The organism is Bradyrhizobium sp. 142 (assembly GCF_023074015.1).
Classification (GTDB): Bacteria; Pseudomonadota; Alphaproteobacteria; order Rhizobiales; family Xanthobacteraceae; genus Bradyrhizobium.
The window spans coordinates 1-21,402 of record NZ_JADPKQ010000181.1 but is presented as its reverse complement, the minus strand read 5'-3'; the positions used below and the strand labels follow the sequence as shown (position 1 = coordinate 21,402).

At 63.3% G+C, this 21,402-nt stretch carries 19 protein-coding genes and 1 pseudogene; 11 read left to right on the top strand and 9 right to left on the bottom strand.

The features are described 5' to 3' along the window. Nucleotides 1-3: 3 nt before the first annotated feature. On the bottom strand, nt 4-1,038 hold the full coding sequence (locus IVA82_RS16830) for a Cj0069 family protein (protein WP_247381179.1): 1,035 nt from the start codon (nt 1,036-1,038) through the stop codon (nt 4-6). 468 nt (nt 1,039-1,506) lie between these two features. Here IVA82_RS16830 and IVA82_RS16825 point away from each other — a divergent pair, with 468 nt between their 5' ends. The 3 genes from IVA82_RS16825 (at nt 1,507) to IVA82_RS16815 (ending at nt 3,537) form a co-directional block, all read left to right on the top strand. Next, a complete protein-coding gene (locus IVA82_RS16825) occupies nt 1,507-1,740 on the top strand; it encodes a hypothetical protein (RefSeq protein WP_247381177.1) in 234 nt (77 codons plus the stop codon). Nucleotides 1,741-1,785: 45 nt separating this feature from the next. Next, nucleotides 1,786-2,730: a DUF1259 domain-containing protein gene (locus IVA82_RS16820; protein ID WP_247381176.1), complete on the top strand. Its 945-nt coding sequence runs from the start codon at nt 1,786-1,788 to the stop codon at nt 2,728-2,730. Nucleotides 2,731-2,943: 213 nt separating this feature from the next. Further along, entirely contained in the window at nt 2,944-3,537 is a 594-nt protein-coding gene (locus tag IVA82_RS16815; protein ID WP_247381174.1) for a family 16 glycoside hydrolase, read from the top strand. A gap of 29 nt (nt 3,538-3,566) precedes the next feature. Here IVA82_RS16815 and IVA82_RS16810 read toward each other — a convergent pair whose 3' ends face one another. Further along, a complete protein-coding gene (locus tag IVA82_RS16810; RefSeq protein ID WP_247381172.1) occupies nt 3,567-3,974 on the bottom strand; it encodes a GFA family protein in 408 nt (135 codons plus the stop codon). A 225-nt stretch (nt 3,975-4,199) separates the two neighbouring features. On the opposite strand from IVA82_RS16810, the pseudogene IVA82_RS16805 reads away from it, so the two are divergent. Next, nucleotides 4,200-4,430: pseudogene (locus IVA82_RS16805) on the top strand (DMT family transporter); the annotation flags it as partial. A gap of 69 nt (nt 4,431-4,499) precedes the next feature. On the opposite strand, the gene IVA82_RS16800 reads toward IVA82_RS16805, so the two are convergent. Next, entirely contained in the window at nt 4,500-5,300 is an 801-nt protein-coding gene (locus IVA82_RS16800) for an IclR family transcriptional regulator (protein ID WP_247381170.1), read from the bottom strand. 185 nt (nt 5,301-5,485) lie between these two features. On the opposite strand from IVA82_RS16800, the gene IVA82_RS16795 reads away from it, so the two are divergent. The 5 genes from IVA82_RS16795 to IVA82_RS16775 all read left to right on the top strand — a co-directional run bounded on the left by IVA82_RS16795 (nt 5,486) and on the right by IVA82_RS16775 (nt 9,927). Beyond that, nucleotides 5,486-6,646, top strand: a complete 1,161-nt coding sequence (locus tag IVA82_RS16795) for an aminotransferase class V-fold PLP-dependent enzyme (RefSeq protein WP_247381168.1) — start codon at nt 5,486-5,488, stop codon at nt 6,644-6,646. A gap of 23 nt (nt 6,647-6,669) precedes the next feature. Further along, entirely contained in the window at nt 6,670-7,572 is a 903-nt protein-coding gene (locus IVA82_RS16790; RefSeq protein ID WP_247381166.1) for an amino acid ABC transporter substrate-binding protein, read from the top strand. A gap of 61 nt (nt 7,573-7,633) precedes the next feature. Beyond that, complete coding sequence (locus IVA82_RS16785) at nt 7,634-8,428, top strand: amino acid ABC transporter permease (protein ID WP_247381155.1); 795 nt, start codon at nt 7,634-7,636, stop codon at nt 8,426-8,428. Further along, nucleotides 8,425-9,117 carry an amino acid ABC transporter permease gene (locus tag IVA82_RS16780; RefSeq protein WP_247381154.1) on the top strand — a complete coding sequence of 231 codons (693 nt, stop codon included), beginning with the start codon at nt 8,425-8,427 and terminating at the stop codon, nt 9,115-9,117. The genes IVA82_RS16785 and IVA82_RS16780 overlap by 4 nt, the downstream gene beginning before the upstream one ends. Nucleotides 9,118-9,156: 39 nt before the next feature. Further along, nucleotides 9,157-9,927: an amino acid ABC transporter ATP-binding protein gene (locus tag IVA82_RS16775; protein ID WP_249815295.1), complete on the top strand. Its 771-nt coding sequence runs from the start codon at nt 9,157-9,159 to the stop codon at nt 9,925-9,927. 303 nt (nt 9,928-10,230) lie between these two features. Here IVA82_RS16775 and IVA82_RS16770 read toward each other — a convergent pair whose 3' ends face one another. From IVA82_RS16770 to IVA82_RS16760, 3 genes are read right to left on the bottom strand one after another with little or no spacing between them, the layout of a single operon-like run. Continuing rightward, nucleotides 10,231-10,815: a DUF1254 domain-containing protein gene (locus tag IVA82_RS16770; protein ID WP_247381152.1), complete on the bottom strand. Its 585-nt coding sequence runs from the start codon at nt 10,813-10,815 to the stop codon at nt 10,231-10,233. After that, nucleotides 10,812-11,390, bottom strand: a complete 579-nt coding sequence (locus tag IVA82_RS16765; protein WP_247381150.1) for a DUF1214 domain-containing protein — start codon at nt 11,388-11,390, stop codon at nt 10,812-10,814. The genes IVA82_RS16770 and IVA82_RS16765 overlap by 4 nt, the downstream gene beginning before the upstream one ends. Nucleotides 11,391-11,399: 9 nt before the next feature. Continuing rightward, on the bottom strand, nt 11,400-13,688 hold the full coding sequence (locus IVA82_RS16760) for a PBP1A family penicillin-binding protein (protein WP_247381148.1): 2,289 nt from the start codon (nt 13,686-13,688) through the stop codon (nt 11,400-11,402). 293 nt (nt 13,689-13,981) lie between these two features. On the opposite strand from IVA82_RS16760, the gene IVA82_RS16755 reads away from it, so the two are divergent. Then, on the top strand, nt 13,982-14,497 hold the full coding sequence (locus tag IVA82_RS16755) for a YcgN family cysteine cluster protein (protein ID WP_148740006.1): 516 nt from the start codon (nt 13,982-13,984) through the stop codon (nt 14,495-14,497). Nucleotides 14,498-14,654: 157 nt separating this feature from the next. Next, the gene (locus IVA82_RS16750) at nt 14,655-16,244 is read left to right on the top strand and encodes an MDR family MFS transporter (protein WP_247381146.1); all 1,590 of its coding nucleotides are present in this window, start codon (nt 14,655-14,657) and stop codon (nt 16,242-16,244) included. 6 nt (nt 16,245-16,250) lie between these two features. Here the strand turns inward: IVA82_RS16750 and IVA82_RS16745 are convergent, their stop codons facing one another. The 3 genes from IVA82_RS16745 to IVA82_RS16735 form a co-directional block, all read right to left on the bottom strand. Then, complete coding sequence (locus IVA82_RS16745) at nt 16,251-18,743, bottom strand: GAF domain-containing protein (RefSeq protein WP_247381144.1); 2,493 nt, start codon at nt 18,741-18,743, stop codon at nt 16,251-16,253. Nucleotides 18,744-18,850: 107 nt separating this feature from the next. After that, nucleotides 18,851-20,539 carry a thiamine pyrophosphate-requiring protein gene (locus IVA82_RS16740; RefSeq protein WP_346658668.1) on the bottom strand — a complete coding sequence of 563 codons (1,689 nt, stop codon included), beginning with the start codon at nt 20,537-20,539 and terminating at the stop codon, nt 18,851-18,853. 127 nt (nt 20,540-20,666) lie between these two features. After that, on the bottom strand, nt 20,667-21,077 hold the full coding sequence (locus tag IVA82_RS16735) for a hypothetical protein (protein WP_247381140.1): 411 nt from the start codon (nt 21,075-21,077) through the stop codon (nt 20,667-20,669). Between the last annotated feature and the right edge of the window lie 325 nt (nt 21,078-21,402).

Below are 21,402 nucleotides of genomic sequence, written 5' to 3'. Positions count from 1 at the left end.
ATGTCAAAGCTTACACTGCAGCCGATAGGCGACCTGCCGGGCAATCTCTGCCGGCGCCTGGTCCGGGAAAGGAAACACGGAGCTGACATTGATCTCGCCAAGTACGTAGCTGTCGCTCCCATCGGCCTGGACGGGGCCAAGCATGAAGTCGGCGTCCCAGATCATCGGCAGGTCATGTCGCGGAATGTCCAGCAACGACGTTAGCTGGGGCGTCCACTCGTCTTCCATCAGCCGGCGCAGCCGCTGGAAGCGCGAGTCTGCGTTCGACGTGTAGAGCCGGGGTCCGGCCTCGGAACGTGCGGCCGGCGAGTCAACCAGGGCTTTGACTTTGTGATGGCCAAAGCCGGCACAGCGATCGCCTGCCATATAGCAGCGCATGACGCCTTCGCTCAAGCGAGGCTGGAATGGCTGATCGACCACGCTGTCATTTTGGAAATACTCGGCGCAGCGACGGAGAAAATGATCGAGCGTCAGTTCCTCGGACCCATCCTTGGTCGCGTCCAGCACCCTTATCATCGGGGAAGTCGGCAGCCTCTCGACCTTCCAGACGCCCTGGCCACCGTTGCCCCGGTTACGCTTGATCACGCGCGGACCGGTGGCGAGCCGTGTCGGCAACTCGGCGCGCATGGCCTCGGCGGTTTGATATAAAACCGTGTCGCATCCCCACCCCATCGAGCGGGTACGATAGAGTACCTCCTTGGTGCCCATCTTGTGAATGACGTCCGGATGAGCGCTGACCCACACGCCCCGTGCGGCGACGTCGCGCAGCACGGCGTCGAGACTGGCGCGATTTCGCCCGTCTTGAATTGGGTTAACCCAGACGAGCACGCCGTCCACCGCGAGCAATTGTTCGCGGACCTCCTCGGCGAAGCTTTCGTCGTAGATGACCGGGTGGGCTTCGATGCCGACGGCGGCGAGGGCTTCGAAGACGTGCACGAAGCGGCTGTTCTGCGCGGTCGCATCCCGGCGCGCGGCAGCGTCGCCTCGCGAGAGAATGGCCACGGAAGGTCGGGAAGAGGGCTGTCGTTCGGTGTCCATGCGCAAGCTCCACGAGTGGCATGCTGCGCAGAGCTTGGACCGAGGCCTCACGGGGAGTCTGCTTTGTCCCCACGCGAGGAACAATAATGGGGCCGCCCGCGAGTTTCAAGACGGCGGCGCGGTTCCGTCGGAGCGGTGAACTCTTCGTGACGCGCGCTGGCGACTTCGGTAGGCCGCCCAAAGCACACGCTGGTTGACAGCTCCCGCCCTCGGGTTTTTATTTGGGGTTCGGGGATGTGCGATCTCCCCGTGAGGCGACATGCCCAAGCATCGCGTCCTGATCACCAAGGGCGCAGCATGTCTTCATACAGCCCCGATTTCATCCGGCAGATTGTCTCCGTCTTTCCGCACGGCGCCCGCGCCGATCGAATTGATGCGCGCGCTTTGTTGCGCCTCGTGGGCATCGAGTCCGGGCAAGATCGTGAAACGGACTCACCTGGGGCAGAGGACATAACCAGGAGAACGATCATGCGAACACGAACTACCTTCCGCACCGTTCTATTGCTTGTGACCGCGGCCGGGCTGTCGAGCGCACACGCCCTGACTCAAGAGGAACTCGTTACCAGGATTCAGGCGGCCGGCTACTCGCAGGTCAGCGACATCAAGTCGACCGCCGAGGGCACGACGGCCAAAGCCGTGAAGGACGGCAAGGAGGTGCGGCTCGTCGTCGACAGCAGCGGCCAGATCAAGGAGCGAAAGTGAGACGCCGGCTGCTGAGGACCCCAAATTGAAGAAGGGAGTAGATCCATGAGAAAGACAATCTCGGCGTTGATAGGCATCGGCGCGTGCTTCTGCGCGACCAGCGCAAGCGTTCAGATCGTGGATTGGCGAGCGTTCACCGGACTCTTCGTCGCGACCGCTCACGCGCAGGATGCCGATTGGCAGAAGATCGATGAAACGCTGGGCCGCAAGGCGGCCGTGACCGGCGACGTCCACCGCTATGGCTTTCCCCGCACCGACCTCACGGTGACGCTTGACGGGGTGACCATCAAGCCGGCACTCGCGCTGGGCGGCTGGGTCGCATTCAAGCCCGCGCATGGCGGCGTCATGGCGATGGGCGACCTGGTGCTGCTCGAATCGGAAATCAATCCGGTCATGCTGAAGATGATCGCGAGCGGGCTCGATATCACCGCCGTTCACAATCATCTGCTCGGCGCCAGCCCGGCAACGTTCTACATGCACGTGGCCGGGCACGGCGATCCGGTCAAGGTCGCGACCGCCATCAAAGATGGGCTTGCCGAAAGCAAGACGCCGATGTCGGCGGCGGCTCCGGCGGCCCCTCCGCCCGCCGTCGATCTCGACACTGCGCAACTCGACCAGATCATCGGCGCCAAGGGGCAGGCCAACGGCGGCGTCTATCAGTTCAACGTTCCCCGCCGCGATCCGGTGACCGAGGAAGGGATGCAGTTGGGCCCCGCAGGTCCGCTGGGCGTCGCAACCGGCATCAATTTTCAACCGACCGGCGGGGGCAAAGCGGCTATCACCGGCGATTTCGTCATGACCGGCGACGAGGTGAACCCCGTGATCAAGGCACTGCGATCGCATGGCATCAGCGTGACGGCCCTCCATAGCCACATGCTGGATGAACAGCCGCGTCTCTTCTTCATGCATTTCTGGGCCAACGACGACGCCATCAAGCTTGCCAACGGCTTGCGGGCCGCACTCGACAAGACGGCCAGCACGAAGAGCTGAGGCGAGGTGGCTGGGGTTGTTCTGAAGAGGTTTGTTTCGCTGCCGAAGCGGCGGCGTCGTCGAGTGCGGCAAGCCGCAAGTCGCTTCCACCATCTGAACGTCGACGAAGGACAGCCGATGATCTGTACCGCCCCAGCCTTTCCGTCGCGACCTTCTGCCTGGGCGAGGCTCGCGCTGATGTCGATGCTGGCCTTGTCAACGGGAGGTAACGCGATGGCCGAGACCCTGAATTTCGACAGCGCTGCCGCCGGAACATCGCCTGAAGGGTGGACTTTGACGATGACCGGCAAGGGAGAACCGAAATGGACCGTCGAGGCCGAACCCACGGCGCCGAGCAAGCCGAACGTTCTCAAGCAGTCCGGACGGGCGACTTTTCCGGTGGCCATCAAGCGCGACACCTCCATCCGCGACGGCTTCGTCGAGGTGAAATTCAAGGCCGTGGCCGGGTCGCAGGATCGCGCCGCGGGAATCGTCTGGCGCGCGAAGGATGCCAACAATTACTACGTGGTCCGGGCTAACGCGCTGGAGGACAACGTCGTGCTGTACAAGACAATCAACGGCATTCGAACGTCGGTGGGGATCGTGGGTCGCAGAGGCGGCTATGGCGTCAGCGCGCGGGTGCCGTCCGGGCAATGGCACGTGCTGCGTTGCGACTTCGCAGGAAGTCGGTTCAAGGTGACCTATGACGGAAAGCAAATATTCGAGGTGGAGGACACCACGATTGCGCAAGCGGGCATGATCGGCCTGTGGACCAAGGCGGATAGCGTGACCCTGTTCGACGATCTGACATATGGTGAGATCAAATAGGCGTAGATCGCAGCGGTCACCTCTCGCTGCTATGGCTGCGGAGGATAGCGGTCGAACGTCGGCAGTTCGTGCGCATGCTCCATCCAGCGAAGTCGCTCGGCGACCTGGATGTGCATCGTCGCCGGTACGGCATCGGGATCGTCGTAGGTCGCGCTCTGGATGTCGATGACTCCGGGCAACATGTTGGCATTGACGTAGAACAGGCCGGTTCCACAGTCGCCGCAAAAGTGCCGCCGGCCATCTTCGGAGGAGCGATACACCTTGGGCTCGCCCTTGGTCACCTTGACGGCATCATCGGCGTACATCGTCCAGCCCACCACCGGGGCGCCGGCGTGAAGTCTGCAATCGCGGCAGTGGCACAGCGCGTGCACGATGGCTTCGCCATCGGCTTGATAACGGATTGCGCCGCAGTGACAACCGCCGGTGATGGTGCTCATGCGTTCCTCCCGCTTGACGGCAAGTTTCGCAGATCGATAACTCCAGAGATTTGCGGCTTCAACGCCGCACATCGATTTGCGATTGCGTCCCACTGTCGCGTGACAACTCCCGCCATCGCCGCCCCGGAACAGTCGCTTGGTTTGTGAACCGCTTCGCGGCACACTGGCAGAGGAAATCGATAGTTCCGGCGGATCGATGGTCCAGATGAAGCATCGCGCCGGGGCTTCGCCTGGAGCGGCGGCCTGTTCGGCGCCATCTTCATTGCACTCGGGATATTCCTGGTCCCTCAGCTCGGCGCGGCGACCTTCTTCGCGCCCCTGATCGCCGGTCAGATGCTCGGTTCGATCGCATTCGACCATTTCGGCTTGTTGGATGTTCCCGTTCACCCGATCAGCGCCATCAGGGTCGCCGGGGCCGCCCTGCTCGTGGGCGGGGTGGTCCTGATCCGGATGTAGAACGCGGGACACGCGATTTCCCGTCATTCGAAGAGCGCGGTGCCAAGGTGGACCATCAAGGCCGAAAGATCAGAGATTCTCAGATGCGTCGCTTCCTCCATCTTCGTCCTCCTGGAGGATGGTTTCCGACAGCAGCGCAGCGGCTTTCTGGAGTGGAGCTATAAACCGGTCCAGTTCGGCGAAGCTTACGCGTGCCACCGGAACGGAGACACCGAGGCACGCGATCAGCTCGCGATCCGGAGACAGGATCGGAACGGCGCAGCCAACGACGCCCCTCACATATTCTTCATTGGTCTTGGCCCAGCCGCGCTTGCGGGTCTGATCGAGGACCTTCATCAGGCTGTCGACGTCGACGATCGTCGTGTCGGTATATTTGGTGAGAGCGAGTGCGTGGCACAGCTTCTCACGCGCCCGCTCTGGCAGCCGGCTCATGTAGATCTTGCCGGTTGACGTGCAGTGGAGCGGCGCGGCTTCACCCGGATTGAACTGCAGACCTTGCGGTTGCGACACGCGGACGCTGTCGACATAGGCAACGACATTGTCGCGCACGACGCCGATCTCGCACTGCTCGCCGATTTCCGCGGCGACGGCGCGAAGCACGGCATGCCGGCGCGCGGTACGAAAGGCTGCGCCGATGACCTTGGCCGACAGCGTGACCAGTTGATTGCCGACCACGTAGCGCTTCGTTCCGAGCGCCTTCTGAAGAAGCCCACGCTGCTCGAGATTCCCGATGAGCCGATGTGCTGTCGGCAGCGGCAGAGCGAGCGCGTTGGCGATTTCCGCGACCGAGACCGCTCTGATCTGACTGGCGACGTGGCCAACAATCGCGAATGCGCGGTCGAGGGGGCCTTCGGTCTTAGTCTGCGGCATCTGCTTCTCTCCGCCTGCCTAGCATGGTTACATAATTATCATTTTTCGGAACAAAAAGTACAATAATATGAAATTTAGGTTGGATACGCTGGCGTGTTGCCCATATCGTTGGCGTCGCTGAGAGATGAGCAGGATTTGTGCAGCGCGCATCGAGCCCGGCGGACGCGCGCAATCAGGAGAGTGGGATGTCTCGACACTATGACGTGGACGCCGTGCGGAAGGAGTTTCCGGCTGTCGAGCGGATCACTTATCTCGACTCCGGCTTCCAGACGCCCCTCTCGCGTCCCGTCAAAGCGGCGATCGACCTTTTCCTCCGCGAAGGTCTCGATACGGCCGGTCCAAAGAGCGTATGGCTCGATCGCGTCGAGCAAACCCGCGAAAAACTGGCGCGGCTGCTGGGTGCAGCGGCCGATGAAATCGCGTTCACCAAGAACACCTCGGAAAGCATGAACATCGCCGCCAACGCGCTGCCTTTGCGCGCCGGCGACAAGGTCCTGATGATCCACGGCGATCATCCGAACAACGCCTATGCGTTCCTCAATCTGCAGCGGAAGGGCGTTGCGGTCGAGTTCGTGCCGATGACGGAAGTCGTGAATGCCGAGAGCATTCGTCCGCACATCGATCCGAGGACCCGGGCGATCTCGATGTCGCTGGTGACTTTCCACGCCGGTCATCGATTTGACGTCGAAAGCATCGGCGCCTTGTGCCGGGAGCAGGAACTCTATTTCGTCGTCGATGTGATGCAGGCGATTGGCGTCGTGCCGATCGATGTGAAGGCCGCGCGAGCGACCTTCATCGGATCGGGCAGCCACAAGGGATTGCTCGTGCCGCAGGGGTTGGGGCTGCTGTATTGGGATAAATCCAGGACCGAGCTGGAGCCCGCCTATCTCGCCGCTTCGAGCCTTGCAGAGATCCCGGCCGATCTCATCGCGCGCCCTGACCAACTCGCGCTAGCGACGAGCGCGCGCCGCTTCGAGCTTGGCAACTTCAACCTTCCGGCGATCCACGCGCTCGGCGCCTCGCTCGACATGATCGAAGCGCTAGGCGTGCAGAACATCCAGAATCATTGCCTCGATCTCGGCGATCATCTCATCGCGCAGCTCGATGCACTGGACATTCGCCTCGTCGGTCCCCGCGACCGGCAGCACCGTGCGCCGCACATCTACGTCGTCGCACTCCCGGCCGCCGAGTGGCTTGGCCATTTCGAGCAGAATGGTGTGCGCGTGTCGCCGGAGCGGGATGGCATTCGCGTGTCGTTCGCGATGTTCAACAATTTCGCGGATGTCGATCGCCTGATCGATGTCATCAAGCGGCGCGGAGTAAAGCCATCGTCGAGGGCCGCCTAGGCTGTCCATCAGAGGAGATATCCATGATGAAGTTTGCGCGCGTATTGGGCGTTCTGTCCGGCCTCGCGGCCATCGGCGCCGTTGCGGGGCCATCGACTGCGGCCGACAGTCCGACGCTCGCCAAGATCAAATCGAGCGGAGCCATCACCATTGGCTATCGCGAGGCCTCAATTCCGTTCTCGTATCTTGGTCCTGACCAAAAGCCGATCGGCTTTTCGCTGGACCTCTGCGCCGAGATCGTCGAGCGCATCAAGGCAGACCTCAATCTGCCCAATCTCGCCGTCAACTACACGCCGGTGAACTCGTCCAACCGGATTCCGCTTATTCAAAGCGGCACCGTCGATATCGAATGCGGCGGTACGGCAAACGACAGGAAGCGGCAGGAGCAGGTCTCGTTTTCGGTCGCAACCTTCGTCAGCCAGCCGCGCTGGCTGATCAAGGCGGACAGCGGCCTGGAGACGGCTGGCGATCTGAAGGGCAAGACAATCGTCGTGACCCAGGGCTCCAATGCCGTTGGCTTTGCGCAAGCGGTGAATGCGAAGGGGCAACTCGGTTTCAATATCGTCCAGGCGAAAGACCATGCCGAATCTTTCCTGATGCTGAATACCGGCCGTGCGGCCGCCTTCATGGAGGACGATATCCTGCTTGCCGGCCTCAAGGCCGCAGCTCCAAATCCGAACGCGCTGATATTTCTCCCCGAAGGTTACGCCAAGATCTATTACGGCCTGATGTTCACGAAGGGCGATGCCGGTTTCAAGGCGCTCGTCGACGACGTTCTTTCCAAACAGATGGCCTCGGGCCAGTTCGAAAAGACCTACACGAAATGGTTCACCCGGCCGATTCCGCCCAAGGGCGAGAATCTCGCGTTCCCGCTCACAGACGAGCTCATGGGACGGATCGCGCATCCCAGCGACGCAGTCGATTAAAACGATGCTTGAGAGTTGTTCCGCAAGCTGATCCTCCGTCATTTGGAGCCCAAGGTTCGCGATGTTCGCAGTGCTTCTTGAGCAAACGGCCGATGGCCAGCGCTACATCGACTGGCTTCTGTCGGGCCTCGGCTGGACCCTGGCCCTGGCTTTCTTCGGCTGGTGGATTGCTTTTGCCATCGGGGTTGTCATCGGGGTCGGCCGGACCGTACAGAACCGGATCGTTGCAGCGCTTGCGCGCGTGTATGTGGAGATATTCCGCAACATTCCGGTCCTTGCGCAGATGTTTCTCTGGTACTTCGTCTTGCCGGAGATTGTTCCGCCTGCGCTCGGAAACGCCATCAAGCAGATCCCGCCGCCCTGGGGATCATTCTTCCCGGCGCTCGTGTGCTTGGGCCTCTACACCGCTGCCCGGATCGCCGAGCAGATCCGGGCCGGGATCGAGGCCCTGCCGAAGGGCCAAACCGAGGCGGCAAGCGCGCTCGGGCTCACCGGATATCTGACCTATCGCCATATCGTCCTGCCGCAGGCGTTGCGCTTGATCTTGCCAAGCCTGACCAGCGAGGTGATGGGCATCTACAAGAATACCTCCGTTGCGCTCACGATCGGGTTGATGGAGCTCACCGCTCAGGCTCGCCAGATCAGTGAGGCGACTTTCCAGACCTTTACGGCGTTCGGCGCCGCGACACTGATTTATCTCGCGCTGGCGCTGATCGCCTACCAGGGGATGGCGATGATCGACAGGGCGGTGCGGATTCCGGGCGCCGCACGGGCAGCGGATGCGATCGAGCCGGGCATGGCCGATGACATGCAACAGGTCGGCGCTTTGCCTGAGACGATGGAGGTCGCGAAATGAACAGCCTCGATTTCTCGATTGTTCTGCAGGCGTGGCCCTATCTCTGGTCCGGTTTGCTGTTTTCGCTGGCGCTGACCGCAGTGGCTTTCGTCGTCGGCATGATCCTCGGCACCTGCTTTGCGCTCTTGCAGCAATTCGAGGTGCCCGTGATCGGGAAGATTGTGCGCGGCTACATCGCCTTGATCCGCTCGATTCCCCTCATCCTCGTCCTGTTCTGGTTTTTCTTCCTGGTACCGATCGTGCTTGGCCATCTCGCCGGCAATGGCCGTCCGATTCCGATCGGCGCCACCTGGACGGCCTTCATCACTTTCGGCCTGTTCGAGGCGGCCTACTATTCGGAGATCATTCGCGTCGGATTGCGCGCCGTGAACCGGGGACAGTTCGAGGCGTGCCAGGCCCTCGCATTGTCCACCTTCGAGACGTATCGGAGCGTGATCCTGCCGCAGGTGCTCCGCGTGGCCAGCCCGATCATCCTGAGCCAGACCATCATCCTGTTCCAGGACACCTCGCTGGTCTACGTGCTTTCGCTGACTGACCTGCTCGGTGCAGCCTCGAAACTTGCGCAGCTCAACGGCCGTCTCGTCGAGATGTACCTCGTGGTTGTCGTGGTCTACCTCGCCATCAGTTCGGCGGCATCCCAATGCGTCGCGTTGTTGCGCAAGCGCTATGCGATCGCCGGAGTGCGCTGATAGGGGCTCGTACGAGAAGCGCCGTCCTTGGAGATGAAGATGCATCAAAAGACTGCCGTGACCAAGACGAACCGATCCTTGCCCATCGTCGCTGTGGAGGGCGTGGTGAAGCGGTTCGGACGTTTCACCGCCCTCAGCGACATCAATCTCAGTGTTACGATGGGCGAGAAGATCGTGCTTTGCGGGCCCTCCGGCTCGGGCAAGTCGACGCTGATCCGCTGCATCAATCATATCGAGAAGCACGATGGCGGCCGGATCGTCGTCGATGGCGTTGAGCTGACGAACCGGATGGGCGACATCAACAGCGTCCGCCGCGAGGTCGGCATGGTGTTCCAAAGCTTCAATCTGTTTCCGCACCTCACGGTCGCCGAGAACTGCATGCTGGCGCCGATGAAGGTGCGCGATCTGGCCCGCGCGGAGGCACACGAGCGTGCGATCGGGTATCTGCGAAAGGTGCGCATTCATGATCAGGCGAATAAATATCCGGGGCAGCTTTCAGGAGGGCAGCAGCAGCGCGTTGCCATCGCGCGCGCCCTCTGCATGAAGCCGAAGATCATGCTGTTCGACGAGCCGACCTCTGCGCTTGATCCGGAGATGGTCAACGAGGTGCTCGAGACCATGGTGGAACTCGCGCGGGATGGGATGACCATGGTCTGCGTCACGCACGAAATGGGCTTTGCCCGCGAAGTCGCGGATCGGGTGATCTTCATGGATCGTGGGTCCATCGTCGAGGAAGCCGACCCCGAGACCTTCTTCCGCGCGCCCAACACTGAACGAGCGAAAGCCTTTCTGAGCCAGATCATCCACTAGGAAAGGCGTCCGTGTATGGTTTCACTGGTGGCATTGCTGACTGCGGCGGACGACAGCGATACTTCGATCATGGCAATCTGTGCTCCGACATGAAAAAACCCGCGGCGGATTGCTCCGCGCGGGTGTCACGAACTTTCGATGTTGCCACTCTGCCAGTGTTTTGCCCGACGAGTCAAAGGCGCATGCGCGCGGTCGATCTGTATCGCCGACCGAACAGCGTTAGTCGAATGATTCCAATGCCTCGGCTACTGTGCATGGGGTTGTTTTGCAGCTTTTTGTTTCAGGCCGCAAAAACGTTCCGCATCACCGCCGGCCGCGCGGAGCTTCGGCCTTGGCCGGCGGCTCGGTCTGCGGCGCGCAGGTCGCAGCTGCCAGCGAGCCTTGCGCCTGCTGCATCAGGCCCGGCTCGGGGGCGAGCGCTTTCATCACGATCAGGCCCGTGGTGCTCGGGGAGTCGATGATCAGGCGGTCGGCCGCGGTGACTTCTTCGTCCTCGGGCAGCTCGTTGTGCTGCGCCTCCGTCATCAGGTCGAGCTCGATCACCTTCCTGCCCGCCGAGCGGTCGTTGATCGCGTAATAGGCGATCTCGTTGCGGGTGTAGAACGACACCGAGGTGTAGGCCTGGCTGACGGGCACGGTGAGCTTGATCGGCCCGCTCGACAGATCGTAGCGGCAGATCGCCAGCGCAAAAGCCGGATCCATGAACGGCATCGGCGAGGTGTTGGGATCGGCAAGCGGAAGCTGGGTGACGCCGTTAAGCTTGGTCATCGGCGTCAGCCGCGAATAGGCGTCCTGCGTCGCGATGCGCGGCAGCGCCAGCACGCTGACGAGATGGACCACGAGGCCGAGGACAATGCCGGCAACGATGGTGAACAGCAGCCGGATCATGAGCAGCCCACCGTCGTGATCGTCGGCATCGGCGCATCGCGCTGGGTGCGCGTCGCAACGCCCACCGGCGTGTCGTAGAGCCGAAGCATCAAGGCGTAGCGCTCGATGCCGCCGGTCGGCAGCCAGTTGCCGGCGCGCGAGCGCGAGGCGATGCGGATCTCGAACGAGCCGTCGGACTGGCGGACGATCTCCTGGCTGGTGAAGCCGTAGCGCTGCAGCGAATTGGCGACGAGGTGTCCCTTGCGGTCATAGAGCGTCAGCGTCCAGAACCGCGCCGGCGGCGTCACGCCGGAGACGAGGACATCGCAGCGGCCGTCGAGCGCCTTCCTCTTGTCGTCGGCGGTCGCAGTGAAGGCAACGCCGTCGCCGGTGCCGATCGGCAGCTCGCCGTTGCGCACGATGGTGGCGCGCGAATAGGGATCGACGTCCGCGGTGCCGGTGCGCGGACGGGCCTTCCAGGGGCCGATCGTCAGCGTGCCGATCTCGGTACCGCGCGTCGTCGTCATCCAGGTGGTGCCGACGCCGACGACGGTGGCGAGCAGCAACGCTGTCAATGTGATGAGGATCAGCCGCACGGGATCTTGTCAGTTCTTGCGCGGGGCGGAGGAGTTCGCGTTCTCTTCCGCGTAGTTCTGCGGAAAGGCGAGCGCGCTCGAGGCCGCCGCGGGCCCGCCAGGCTTCGTCGTGTCGTCGGCGGCCGCCTTGGTCGCGGTCCTCGCCGCATCGTCGAGCAGCTTCTCGACGCGCACCAGGATATCGGCGCCGCGCTTGGTCAGCACCGGCGGTGGACCGGGCTTGGTCTCCAGCACCTTCGGCGCCGCATTGGCCTGCGCTGCCGTCGGGTGCGGCGGCAGCTTCTGGCCCATGCCGATGCCGGGAATTTCCCTGACCTCGACGCCTTGATGGGCGGCGACCATGATGTCGTGCCAGGTCTGCGCCGGCAGCGAGCCGCCGGTCATGCGGTTGGTCGGTGAATAGTCGTCATTGCCGTACCAGACCGCGCAGGTGAAGTTGCCGGTGTAGCCGACGAACCAGGCGTCGCGATAGGCGTTGGTGGTGCCGGTCTTGCCCGCGGTCGGAATGCCGTCGAGCGCGGCGCGGCGCGCGGTGCCTTCGCTGACGACGTGGCTCATCATGCCGGCCATGTCGGCGGCGATGTTCGGCGGAATGGCCTGTCGCGGCTTCGGACCATCGCGGTCCCAGCGCCAGACGAGGTCGCCAGCGCCGGTGCGCACCTCCAGCACCGAATGCGGCGTCACGGCGCGGCCCCTGTTTGGGAAGGTCGCGTAGGCCACCGCGTGCTCGAGCACGGTGACTTCATCGGAGCCGATCGGCAGCGACGGCGTGTCGGGCAGGGGGGCCTTGAGGCCGAAGCGGCGGGCAACCTCGACGATCTTGGCCCGGCCGATCTTGGCCGGGTTCGGCGCCTTCGGCTGTTCCTTCTGGCCGATCGCGATCGACAGCTTCACCGGCACCACGTTGATCGATCTCGTGATCGCCTGGGTCAGCGTCACTGAGCCGGAATAGGAATGGCCATAGTTCTGCGGGCACCAATTGCCGATGCAGACCGGGCCGTCGACCACGATCGAATTTGGCGTGAAACCGTTCAGGAGCGCGGTGGTGTAGACATAGGGCTTGAATGACGAGCCAGGCTGGCGGTAGGCGTCGACGGCGCGATTGAACTGGCTTGCGCCATAGTCGCGGCCGCCGACCATCGCGCGGATGCCGCCGTCGAGATCGGACACCACGGTCGCAGCCTGAGTCGCATGATAGTCGCGGCCGAACTGGCGCAGCTGGTTCTCGATCGCGTCTTCGGCGGCCTTCTGCACGTTGGTGTCGATCGCGAGGCGGACCACGAACACGCGTTCGGTGTAGGACTTCGGGAAGGTGTCGACCAGCTTGCGCATCTCGTCGAAGGCATAGTCGAGGTAATAGTTCGGCGAGGCCTCGTCGCGGCGGTCGACGGCGAAGGCCGGGTTGCGGCGGGCGCCGAACACCTGACCCTCGGTCATGAAGCCGGCATCGACGAGGTTGTCGAGCACGACGTTGGCGCGGGCGCGCGCGGCGGGCAGGTTGATGTGGGGCGCGTATTTGGTCGGCGCCTTGAACAGACCGGCGAGCATCGCGGCTTCCGCCAGCGTCACGTCGCGCGCGGACTTGTTGAAGTAGAAATGCGCCGCGCCGTCGACCCCGAAGGTGCCGCCGCCCATATAGGCGCGGTCGAGATAGAGCTTGAGGATCTCGTTCTTGCTCAGCCGCCATTCCAGCCATACCGCAAGGAAGGCCTCGTTGACCTTACGCTCGATGGTGCGCTCGTTGCTCAGGAACAGGTTCTTGGCGAGCTGCTGGGTGATCGAGGAACCGCCCTGGCGGACGCCGCCGGCCTGGGCGTTGGTGACGAGCGCGCGCGCGGTGCCGGCGATGTCGATGCCGAAATGCTCGTAGAAGCGGCGGTCTTCGGTCGCCAGCGTCGCCTTGATCAGCACGTCCGGAAAGTCTTCCAGCGGGATCGAGTCGTTGTGCTTGATGCCGCGGCTGCCGATCGGGTTACCGTAGCGGTCGAGGAAGGTGACCGCGAGATCGGACTTCTTCAGCCAGTCCTCATCCGCCGTCTCGCGGAAAGCGGGAATAGCCAGAGTGAGCATCAGCACCAGGCCGCCGAGCCCGAGGGTGGCGGCCTCCGACAGCGGCTCGATGAACACCCAGCGCTTCCACCGCCCGACATAGAAGCGGTCCATGAAGGTCGAGTAGCGCTCGTAGAGCTCACGGATGCCCTTGGCCGAGGAGAACAGCGAGGAGTCGATGCGCGCATCGAGGTCCAGGAAGAAATTCCGGACCCAGGCCTTCCAATGCGGTGGTATGATCTGGCGCACCTAGAACCCTTGAGGCTCGGTTCGAAAGCGTTCAAGCACCCGGCCGGGGCGGCATCGAGACGTCTTGCGGGAATGTTGCGGCAAACCCAAGGCGCCCGGTTCGCGTCCGTGGGGACTTACTGTTCCTTCTAGCCGAGCGGGGCCTATAAACCAATGGTCAGGCTCGGGATTTTGAACAACAGGCCTAATTGACCCCGGTTCAATACGGGCCTTACTGGAGGGCCGCTTGCGGCTTCATGGCCGCACGCCCTAGATGACCCTAGCCGTAGCTCTTTCGAATCTTGTTGAGGCGCATGACCGCAGCTCGCAAACGACCTTCAGACCAGGAAGGATTCTTCTGGAAAACCAAGACGTTGGAAGAGATGTCGGGGCCCGAATGGGAAAGCCTGTGCGACGGCTGCGGGCGCTGCTGCCTGAACAAGCTCGAGGATGAGGACACCGGGCAGATCTATTTCACCCATGTCGGCTGCAAGTTGCTCGATGGGGCGACCTGCGGCTGCAAGGACTACCCGAATCGCTCCGACAAGGTTCCGGACTGCGTCCGCCTGACCCCGGCCAATGTCCGCACCCTGAACTGGCTGCCGCCGAGCTGCGGCTACAAGCTCGTCGCGGAGGGGCGCGATCTCTATTGGTGGCATCCGCTGGTGTCCGGCGATCCCAACACGGTGCACGAGGCCGGCGTCTCCGTGCGCGGACGGGTCGAGGGCAGCGAGGTGGAAATCCCGGACGACGAGCTCGAGAACCACATCGTGCAATGGCCGGCGCAGCTGCCGAAGCGGGCGCGCCTAAAGCGACGTCCAAAGGACTGACCCGTCGTTCTTCCTGGGGTCACGTCTTCGCGATGACCCCAGGGCGGGATGCTCCCATGCGCCATGGTGCCTGCCTGAGAAGGACTTTGCTGTTTAGATTGTTTCGATAGAACGAATCCTTCGTGGCATTGCGCCGCAACCCCGACGTCCGATCGAAATGAACAAATTCGAACGGCAGAGCCGTCAATCTGCCGACGCCCAGACATTGCCCGACGACATCGCCGAAGAGCTGTCCCGCCTTCCGACCGAGGTCTTGAGCGTCGATGACGCGCCGTCCATCGCGCCGCCGGCACCGCTGACCTCGGACGAGGTCCGCACCATTGTCATCAGCCTGATGCTGACGATGTTTCTGGCAGCGCTCGACCAGACCATCGTCGCGACCGCGCTGCCGACCATCGGGCGCCAGTTCAACGACGTATCCAATCTCTCCTGGGTCATCACGGCCTATCTGCTCGCCTCGACCGCGGTCGCGCCGGTGTTCGGAACCTTGAGCGACATCTACGGCCGCCGCGTCATGATCATCATCTCGCTCAGCCTGTTCGTCGCCGGCTCGGTGCTGTGCGCGGTCGCGCCGAACATGCCGATGCTGATCCTGGCGCGCGGGCTCCAGGGGCTCGGTGGCGGCGGCATCATGCCGGTGGTTCAGACCGTGATCTCCGACGTCGTCAGCCCACGCGAGCGCGGCCAATACCAAGCCTATTTCTCCAGCGTCTGGATGGTCGGCGGCATCCTCGGGCCCGTCATCGGTGGCGTGTTTGCCGAACATCTGCACTGGTCGATGATCTTCTGGATCAACCTGCCGCTCGCCGCTGCGGCGATCGCGATGCTGCTGCCGAAGATGAAGAAGATCCCGGTGTTCCACCGCAAGCGCAAGGTCGATTGGCTCGGCGGCGTGCTGCTGATGGCCTCGGCTGTGGTGTTCATGCTGGTGCTGACCTGGGGCGGCACGCGTTATCCGTGGCTCTCGCCGACCGTTCTGTCGATGGTGGGCGGCGCTGTCGCGCTCGCTGTCACCTTCGTCTGGCACGCGCGCCGGGCGGACGAGCCGTTCCTGCCGCTTCCGCTGCTGGGCGGCAAGGTCGCGCCGTTCGCGTTGACGGCCGGCGGCTGCGGGCTCGGTGCGATCACCGGTCTCACCGTGCAGCTCCCGCTCTACTACGAGGCGGTCTATCACCTCAGTGCTAGCGAGGCTGGGCTTGCGCTGATTCCGCTCGCCGCGGTCTCGACCTGCGGCGCGGCGATCGCCGGCCGCACCATGGCGCGCGCGAAGCACTACAAGCGCGTCGCCATCATCGGCACGTCATGGGCCGCGATTTGCGCACTGGGCCTCATGCTCACCACGCTGCCGCTGTGGGGGCTCTTGACCTTGATGGCGGCATTCGCGCTCGGGCTTGGCACGACCTTCCCGGTCTGCGTGGTCTCGCTGCAGAATTCGGTTGCCCGTCCGCAAGTCGGCACCATCACCGGCGCGATGAACTTCTTCCGCTCGCTGATGTCGTCGTTCACGGTCGCAGCGTTCGCCGCCATCCTGCTGATCGCGCTCGGCGCCGACGTCCCGCTCGCCGGCGAGCATCACGCCGCCGGCGCGGTCAATGCGATTCCCGCCGACGACATGCGGCACGCATTCCGCTACGTCTTCGGTGCCGCAACCGCGCTGATGACCACCGCCGCGCTCTGCCTGATTGCGATGGAGGAGCGGCCGCTCGCCGGCCCCTCCACGACGCAACCCGTCGAGATGGCGGAATAGCGGCCGCTAGTCGCGGCCACTATCCGAAAAGCTGCTGTTCCGCGGCAAGCGGATGATGAACTCGGTGAACTCGCCCGGGCGCGTATCGACGTCGATCGTGCCGCCGTGCTGCTTGACGATGATGTCGTGGCTGATGGAGAGGCCGAGGCCCGTACCCTCGCCGGCGGGTTTCGTCGTGAAGAAGGGATTGAACATCTTCTCTTTTACGTCGGGCGCAATGCCGGCGCCGTTGTCGCGGATGCGGATCTCGACGTCGGCGCCGCGGTCGCGCGTCGCGGCGCTGAGCGTGGGCGCGACGCCTTCGCGGTTGCCGCGCCTTTCCAGTGCGTAGAAGCCGTTTGAGATCAGGTTCAGCAGTACCCGGGTGATCTCCTGCGGAAACAGTTCGGCGGTGCCGGCGTTCGGATCGAGCTCGCGTGCGAGCGTGACGTCGAACTGCGGCCTCTCCGCCCGCGCACCGTGATAGGCGAGGTCGAGGCTCTCCTCGACCAGGGCGTTGATGTCGGTTAGCCGATGCTCGCCCGCGCCCTCGCGCGAATGCAAAAGCATGTTCTTGACGATCGAGTCGGCGCGCCGGCCGTGCTGCACAACCTTGTCGAGATTGCCCTTCAGTAGCCCCGTCAGCTCGTCGACCTCCGCGCGCACATCGTCTGCGAGCGGGACGGGCGCAAGCGCCTCGTTCAGCTCGTCCGTCAGCTCGGCGGAGAGCGATGCAAAATTGTTGACGAAGTTGAGCGGGTTCTTGATCTCGTGCGCAATGCCGGCGGTGAGCTGGCCGAGCGAAGCCAGCTTTTCGGTCTGGATCAGCCGGTCCTGCGCGGCGCGCAGATCATCGAGCGATTTGGCAAGGTCCCTGGTGCGGTCCTGCACCTCGTTGAACAGCCGCGTGTTCTCGATGGCGATCACGGCCTGGTCGGCAAAGGTCTTAAGCAGACTGATTGTCTTGTCCGGGAACGGACCTGGCTGAGGTCGCGTGACACCGATGGTTCCGATCGCAAGGCCATCGCGCAGCATCGGGACGACCAGGATGCTGCGATAGCCTCTTGTCCGCGCCAGCTCCTTCATCGCCTCCGTGAGGTCGGCTTCGTTTTGCATGTCGCTGCGGAACGCGAACACACCGCTCCTCGCCACCCGGCTGTGAATGCCAGATGCCGCCAGCGGTGTCGGGAATGAGCTGAGCAGATCGGCGTTGCCGGCCTCCGTGTCGGTGGTGAACGCCGCCAAGTGCAGCATGCCATCGATGACGCGGGTGACGGCGGAGGAATGCCCACCGGCCAGCGCCTTGGCACTGTCGGAGATGGCCTGAAACACCGGGGTCACATCGGACGGCGAGGCGGCGATCACCTTGAGGATATCAGCGGTCGCGGTTTGCCGTTCCAGCGCCTCCCTTGTCGCGTTGAACAGGCTGACATTCTTGATCGCGATCACGGCCTGGTCGGCGAAGGTCTGCAGCAGCCGGACATGGTGCTCATCGAAGCTGCCGGTCGCCCGGCGCGTGGCGATGATGATTCCGATGGCTTCGCCCTCGCTCATCAAGGGCGCGAACAGCATGCTGCGATAGCCGCGGGCGCGCGCGATGTCGCGCGCGGCCGGCTCGAGCTCCGTGTCGGGCAGCTGCGCCGCCATGCCGCTCGCCACCAGCCCATACGGTGGGAACCGGGCGAACGGCACGGGAAACGAAGCCTGGAGCACGCGGTCGCCGGCCGGATCCGTCGGCGTGAACGCCGCCAGATGCGCGGCGCCGTCGACATAGCGAAGGACCGCCGTGGAAAAGCCGCCGATCAGACGGTTGGCATTGGCGGCGATGGCATCGAACACCGGCTGCACGTCGGATGGCGAGCCTGCCATCACCTTGAGGATATCGGCCGTAGCGGTCTGGCGCTCCAGTGCCTCCTGCGTCTCGTTGAACAGCCGCGCATTCTCGATCGCGATCACCGCCTGATCGGCGAAGGTCTGGAGGAGTTGCACGTGGTCGGGTGCAAACGCGCCGGGCTCGGCGCGCGTAACGCTGATCATGCCGACCGGCGTGCCCCGGTTCATCAGCGGCATGAACAGGACGCTGCGGAAGCCGCGCAGCCGCGCCAGATCCCGGTTCAGCTCCGGGACGTCATCGGCTTCGCTGTCGGGAAACTGGATCGTCTCGCCGCCACGAACCAGCGCGAAGGTCGGAAATTCCGCGATCCGCCGCGGGAACGATGCCTTCAGTCCCGCGTCCGCCTCCGGGCTGGTTGGTGTAAACGCCACGAGGTGCAGCTCGTCCCCAATGAACTGAAGCACGGTGGCGGAGAAGCCGCCGAGCAAACGTTTAGAGCTGGACGCAATCGCTTCGAAGACCGGCCGGGCATCGGAAGGCGAGGCCGCGATGGTGCGCAAGATCTCGGCACTGGCGCGCTGACGATCGCGAGCAATCGCAAGCTCGCTTCGAAGCTGCGCGTTCTCGGCGGTGGCCGACTGCAATCGGCGCTCGAGTTTCTCGATTTCGTTGGAAGGGGTGGTCATTTGCAATCCGGCCTGATGCCGCAACGTGCGCGGCACCAGGGCGGATTATCACATCTCCTGCGGCCGGAGCCAGCGCACGCGACAGCAAGTTTTGCCGCCAAACCGCGTTACGTTCCCGGCCGCGACACCTCCGTCTCCTTGCTGGTGATGAACTCCAGCAGCACAGGGGTGCCTTCCTGCGTCTTCTGGATACCGCGCTTGATCGCCGGGATAATGTCCTCAGCCTTCGTCACCTGTTCGCCATAGCCGCCGAAGGCGCGCGCCATCGCGGCATAGTCGCCGGAAATGTCGGTCGAGCGATATTTTTCGGTCGAGACCGGCATCACCTTCAGCTCGATCGCCATCGAAAAATTGTTGAGCAGGATCGACATGATCGGGATGCGCTCGCGCACCGCGGTCTCGAAATCCATTCCGGTGAAGCCGATCGCCGCATCGCCCCAGACGTTGATGCAGAGCTTGTCGGGTTTTGCGAGCTTGGCGCCCATCGCAAGCCCGAGGCCGTAGCCGAGCTGCGTCGTCTTGCCCCAGCCGAGATAGGACAGCGGCTCGACCGCCTTCCAGAACGGCGAGAGCTGGTCGCGCGGGCTGCCGGCATCGTGGGTGATGATGGTGTTGCGGATGTCGACGGTGTGCTGGAGGTCCCACAGCACGCGATAGGGGCTCAAGGGCGCATCATTGCTGGTGAGCTTCGGCATCCATTTCGCCAGCCACTCTTTGTGCGAGGCCGCGATCTCGGCGGCAACCGCCGAGGCATCCCGATCGGAAGTGATGGTCTTGCCGATCTCGTCGAGCAGGGCATCGAGCACGAGGCCGGCATCGCCGACGAGGCCGATCTTCGCCTCCACATCCTTGTTGAGATGGTTCGGATCGAGCGTGGAGTGGATGATGGTCTTGCCCTTCGGCATGGCGATGCCGAAGCTGGTCTCGGTGAAGGAGCAGCCGATGCCGAAGATGACGTCGGCTTCAGCGAGAAACTTCGGCACGGCGCGCGGCACCGCAAGGCCGCCTGAGCCGAGCGAGAGCGGGTGCGTTTCCGGAAATGACGATTTGCCGCCCAAGCTGGTGGTAACGGGAATGGCCAGCCGTTCCGCGAGCCGTTTCAGTTGCGGCCAGGCCTGCGCGTAATGCACGCCCTGGCCGGCGTAGATCACCGGACGCTTTGCGTTGACGAGCAGGGCAGCCGCTTCCTTCACATGCACGGGATCGGCGCCGCAGCGGGTGCGCAGCACCGGCGTGTAGTCGAGCGGCTCCGGCACCTCCTCGTTCCACATGTCCGCGGGGATCTCGACGATGACGGGACCGCCGCGGCCGTTCTTCAGTTTTGTGAAAGCACGGCGGAAGATGTTGGCGACCTCGCTCGCCAGGATGATCGGCTCGGACGATTTGGCAAACGCCTTCATCACCTCGCTGGAATTGAAGTTCGGCTCGATATGCGACAGCCGGCGCGGATAGCCCATCGGCAGCACCAGCACGGGCACGGATTCGCCAAAGCACTGCGCAACCCCGCCCATGGCATTCTCGGCGCCGGGCCCATGCTGCATACAGAACGCGCCGATGCTGCGTCCCGACGTCACGCGCGAGATCGCATCCGCCATGTGAATGCCGACGCGCTCCTGCCGCACCATCACGGGCCGGATCTCGGCGCTCGCCGCATGCTCGATCAAATGGTTGACGGGGTAACCGCAGAGGATCTCGATCCCCTCACGCTTCATGATTTCCGCAATCGCGGTGCCGAGCTTCATGGCGTCTCTCTCCCTGGCGAGGCCGGTTGGTCCGGCCGATTGAGGAGAGAGGATCAGGAAATTGGAGAGGCGTAAAGCAGGGGCACGTGAGGGCTGCGGTAGGTCAGGTATGCAGCGCGAGCGTTCAGCAGCTCAGGCTTGCCAGCCGTAGGTCGGCCCTTGGCCAACGGTGAAAAACCTCCTACTTGCAGCTTTTGCAGATCGTCAGCTTACGTTTCAACGCCTCATCTTCCTGATCGATCGATTGCTGCGCGGTGGTGCCATTCGTATCCAGATCGGGCTTTGAGCCCTTTGCTGCACGTGCCCTGATCGATCGCTTCGGCTGGTCTGGCGTGTCATCGTCTTCGACGGTGCCGACGCTAAAGCCATCGTAGTCGGCGGTAGGATTGGGCAACGATGGAGGTCCGCTGGCGGCCGGTGTCGACGGCACTCTGTCGGACGCTGCAGGGGAATTTTTGGCGCCCACTTGTGGTGATGCTTTGGGCGGAGCAAGCGAAACCGGCGGAGCGACTGAAGCCTGTCCTCTCGCGCTGTCCTGCAAACAGGCGCCAACAAACACAAAGCTAAAAGCCAGGAGCGTCGCGCTCTTCATCCGCATCCTTCGAACAGGTTGGTTCCGCGATTTATAGCATGACTCTCTGAGCCATGCTGGATTGAGAATATCCAGCATCCACATGGAGATCAAATGGGGGAGCGGATTAAGCGGGATGGTCGCGGCCGTAGGATGGGTAGAGCGAAGCGAAACCCATCAAAGACTGGACAATCTGTTCGTTTTCACGTGATGGGTTTCGCTTTGCTCTACCCATCCTACGAGCTAACCCGCATTTCTCACAGTGTTGAGGCGCATCGGGGCGCGAATCAGCGAAAGTTCTTTTGCGAGAAGGACTTTTGTCTGATCCAAGGAGCGCCCCGATGCC

Excerpts from the sequence above, each read along its gene's own strand:
- IVA82_RS16830 (WP_247381179.1), bottom strand. The coding sequence starts at position 1,038 with ATGGACACCGAACGACAGCCCTCTTCCCGACCTTCCGTGGCCATTCTC.
- IVA82_RS16825 (WP_247381177.1), top strand. The coding sequence starts at position 1,507 with ATGCGAACACGAACTACCTTCCGCACCGTTCTATTGCTTGTGACCGCG.
- IVA82_RS16820 (WP_247381176.1), top strand. The coding sequence starts at position 1,786 with ATGAGAAAGACAATCTCGGCGTTGATAGGCATCGGCGCGTGCTTCTGC.
- IVA82_RS16815 (WP_247381174.1), top strand. The coding sequence starts at position 2,944 with ATGGCCGAGACCCTGAATTTCGACAGCGCTGCCGCCGGAACATCGCCT.
- IVA82_RS16810 (WP_247381172.1), bottom strand. The coding sequence starts at position 3,974 with ATGAGCACCATCACCGGCGGTTGTCACTGCGGCGCAATCCGTTATCAA.
- IVA82_RS16800 (WP_247381170.1), bottom strand. The coding sequence starts at position 5,300 with ATGCCGCAGACTAAGACCGAAGGCCCCCTCGACCGCGCATTCGCGATT.
- IVA82_RS16795 (WP_247381168.1), top strand. The coding sequence starts at position 5,486 with ATGTCTCGACACTATGACGTGGACGCCGTGCGGAAGGAGTTTCCGGCT.
- IVA82_RS16790 (WP_247381166.1), top strand. The coding sequence starts at position 6,670 with ATGATGAAGTTTGCGCGCGTATTGGGCGTTCTGTCCGGCCTCGCGGCC.
- IVA82_RS16785 (WP_247381155.1), top strand. The coding sequence starts at position 7,634 with ATGTTCGCAGTGCTTCTTGAGCAAACGGCCGATGGCCAGCGCTACATC.
- IVA82_RS16780 (WP_247381154.1), top strand. The coding sequence starts at position 8,425 with ATGAACAGCCTCGATTTCTCGATTGTTCTGCAGGCGTGGCCCTATCTC.
- IVA82_RS16775 (WP_249815295.1), top strand. The coding sequence starts at position 9,157 with ATGCATCAAAAGACTGCCGTGACCAAGACGAACCGATCCTTGCCCATC.
- IVA82_RS16770 (WP_247381152.1), bottom strand. The coding sequence starts at position 10,815 with ATGATCCGGCTGCTGTTCACCATCGTTGCCGGCATTGTCCTCGGCCTC.
- IVA82_RS16755 (WP_148740006.1), top strand. The coding sequence starts at position 13,982 with ATGACCGCAGCTCGCAAACGACCTTCAGACCAGGAAGGATTCTTCTGG.
- IVA82_RS16750 (WP_247381146.1), top strand. The coding sequence starts at position 14,655 with ATGAACAAATTCGAACGGCAGAGCCGTCAATCTGCCGACGCCCAGACA.
- IVA82_RS16745 (WP_247381144.1), bottom strand. The coding sequence starts at position 18,743 with ATGACCACCCCTTCCAACGAAATCGAGAAACTCGAGCGCCGATTGCAG.
- IVA82_RS16735 (WP_247381140.1), bottom strand. The coding sequence starts at position 21,077 with ATGAAGAGCGCGACGCTCCTGGCTTTTAGCTTTGTGTTTGTTGGCGCC.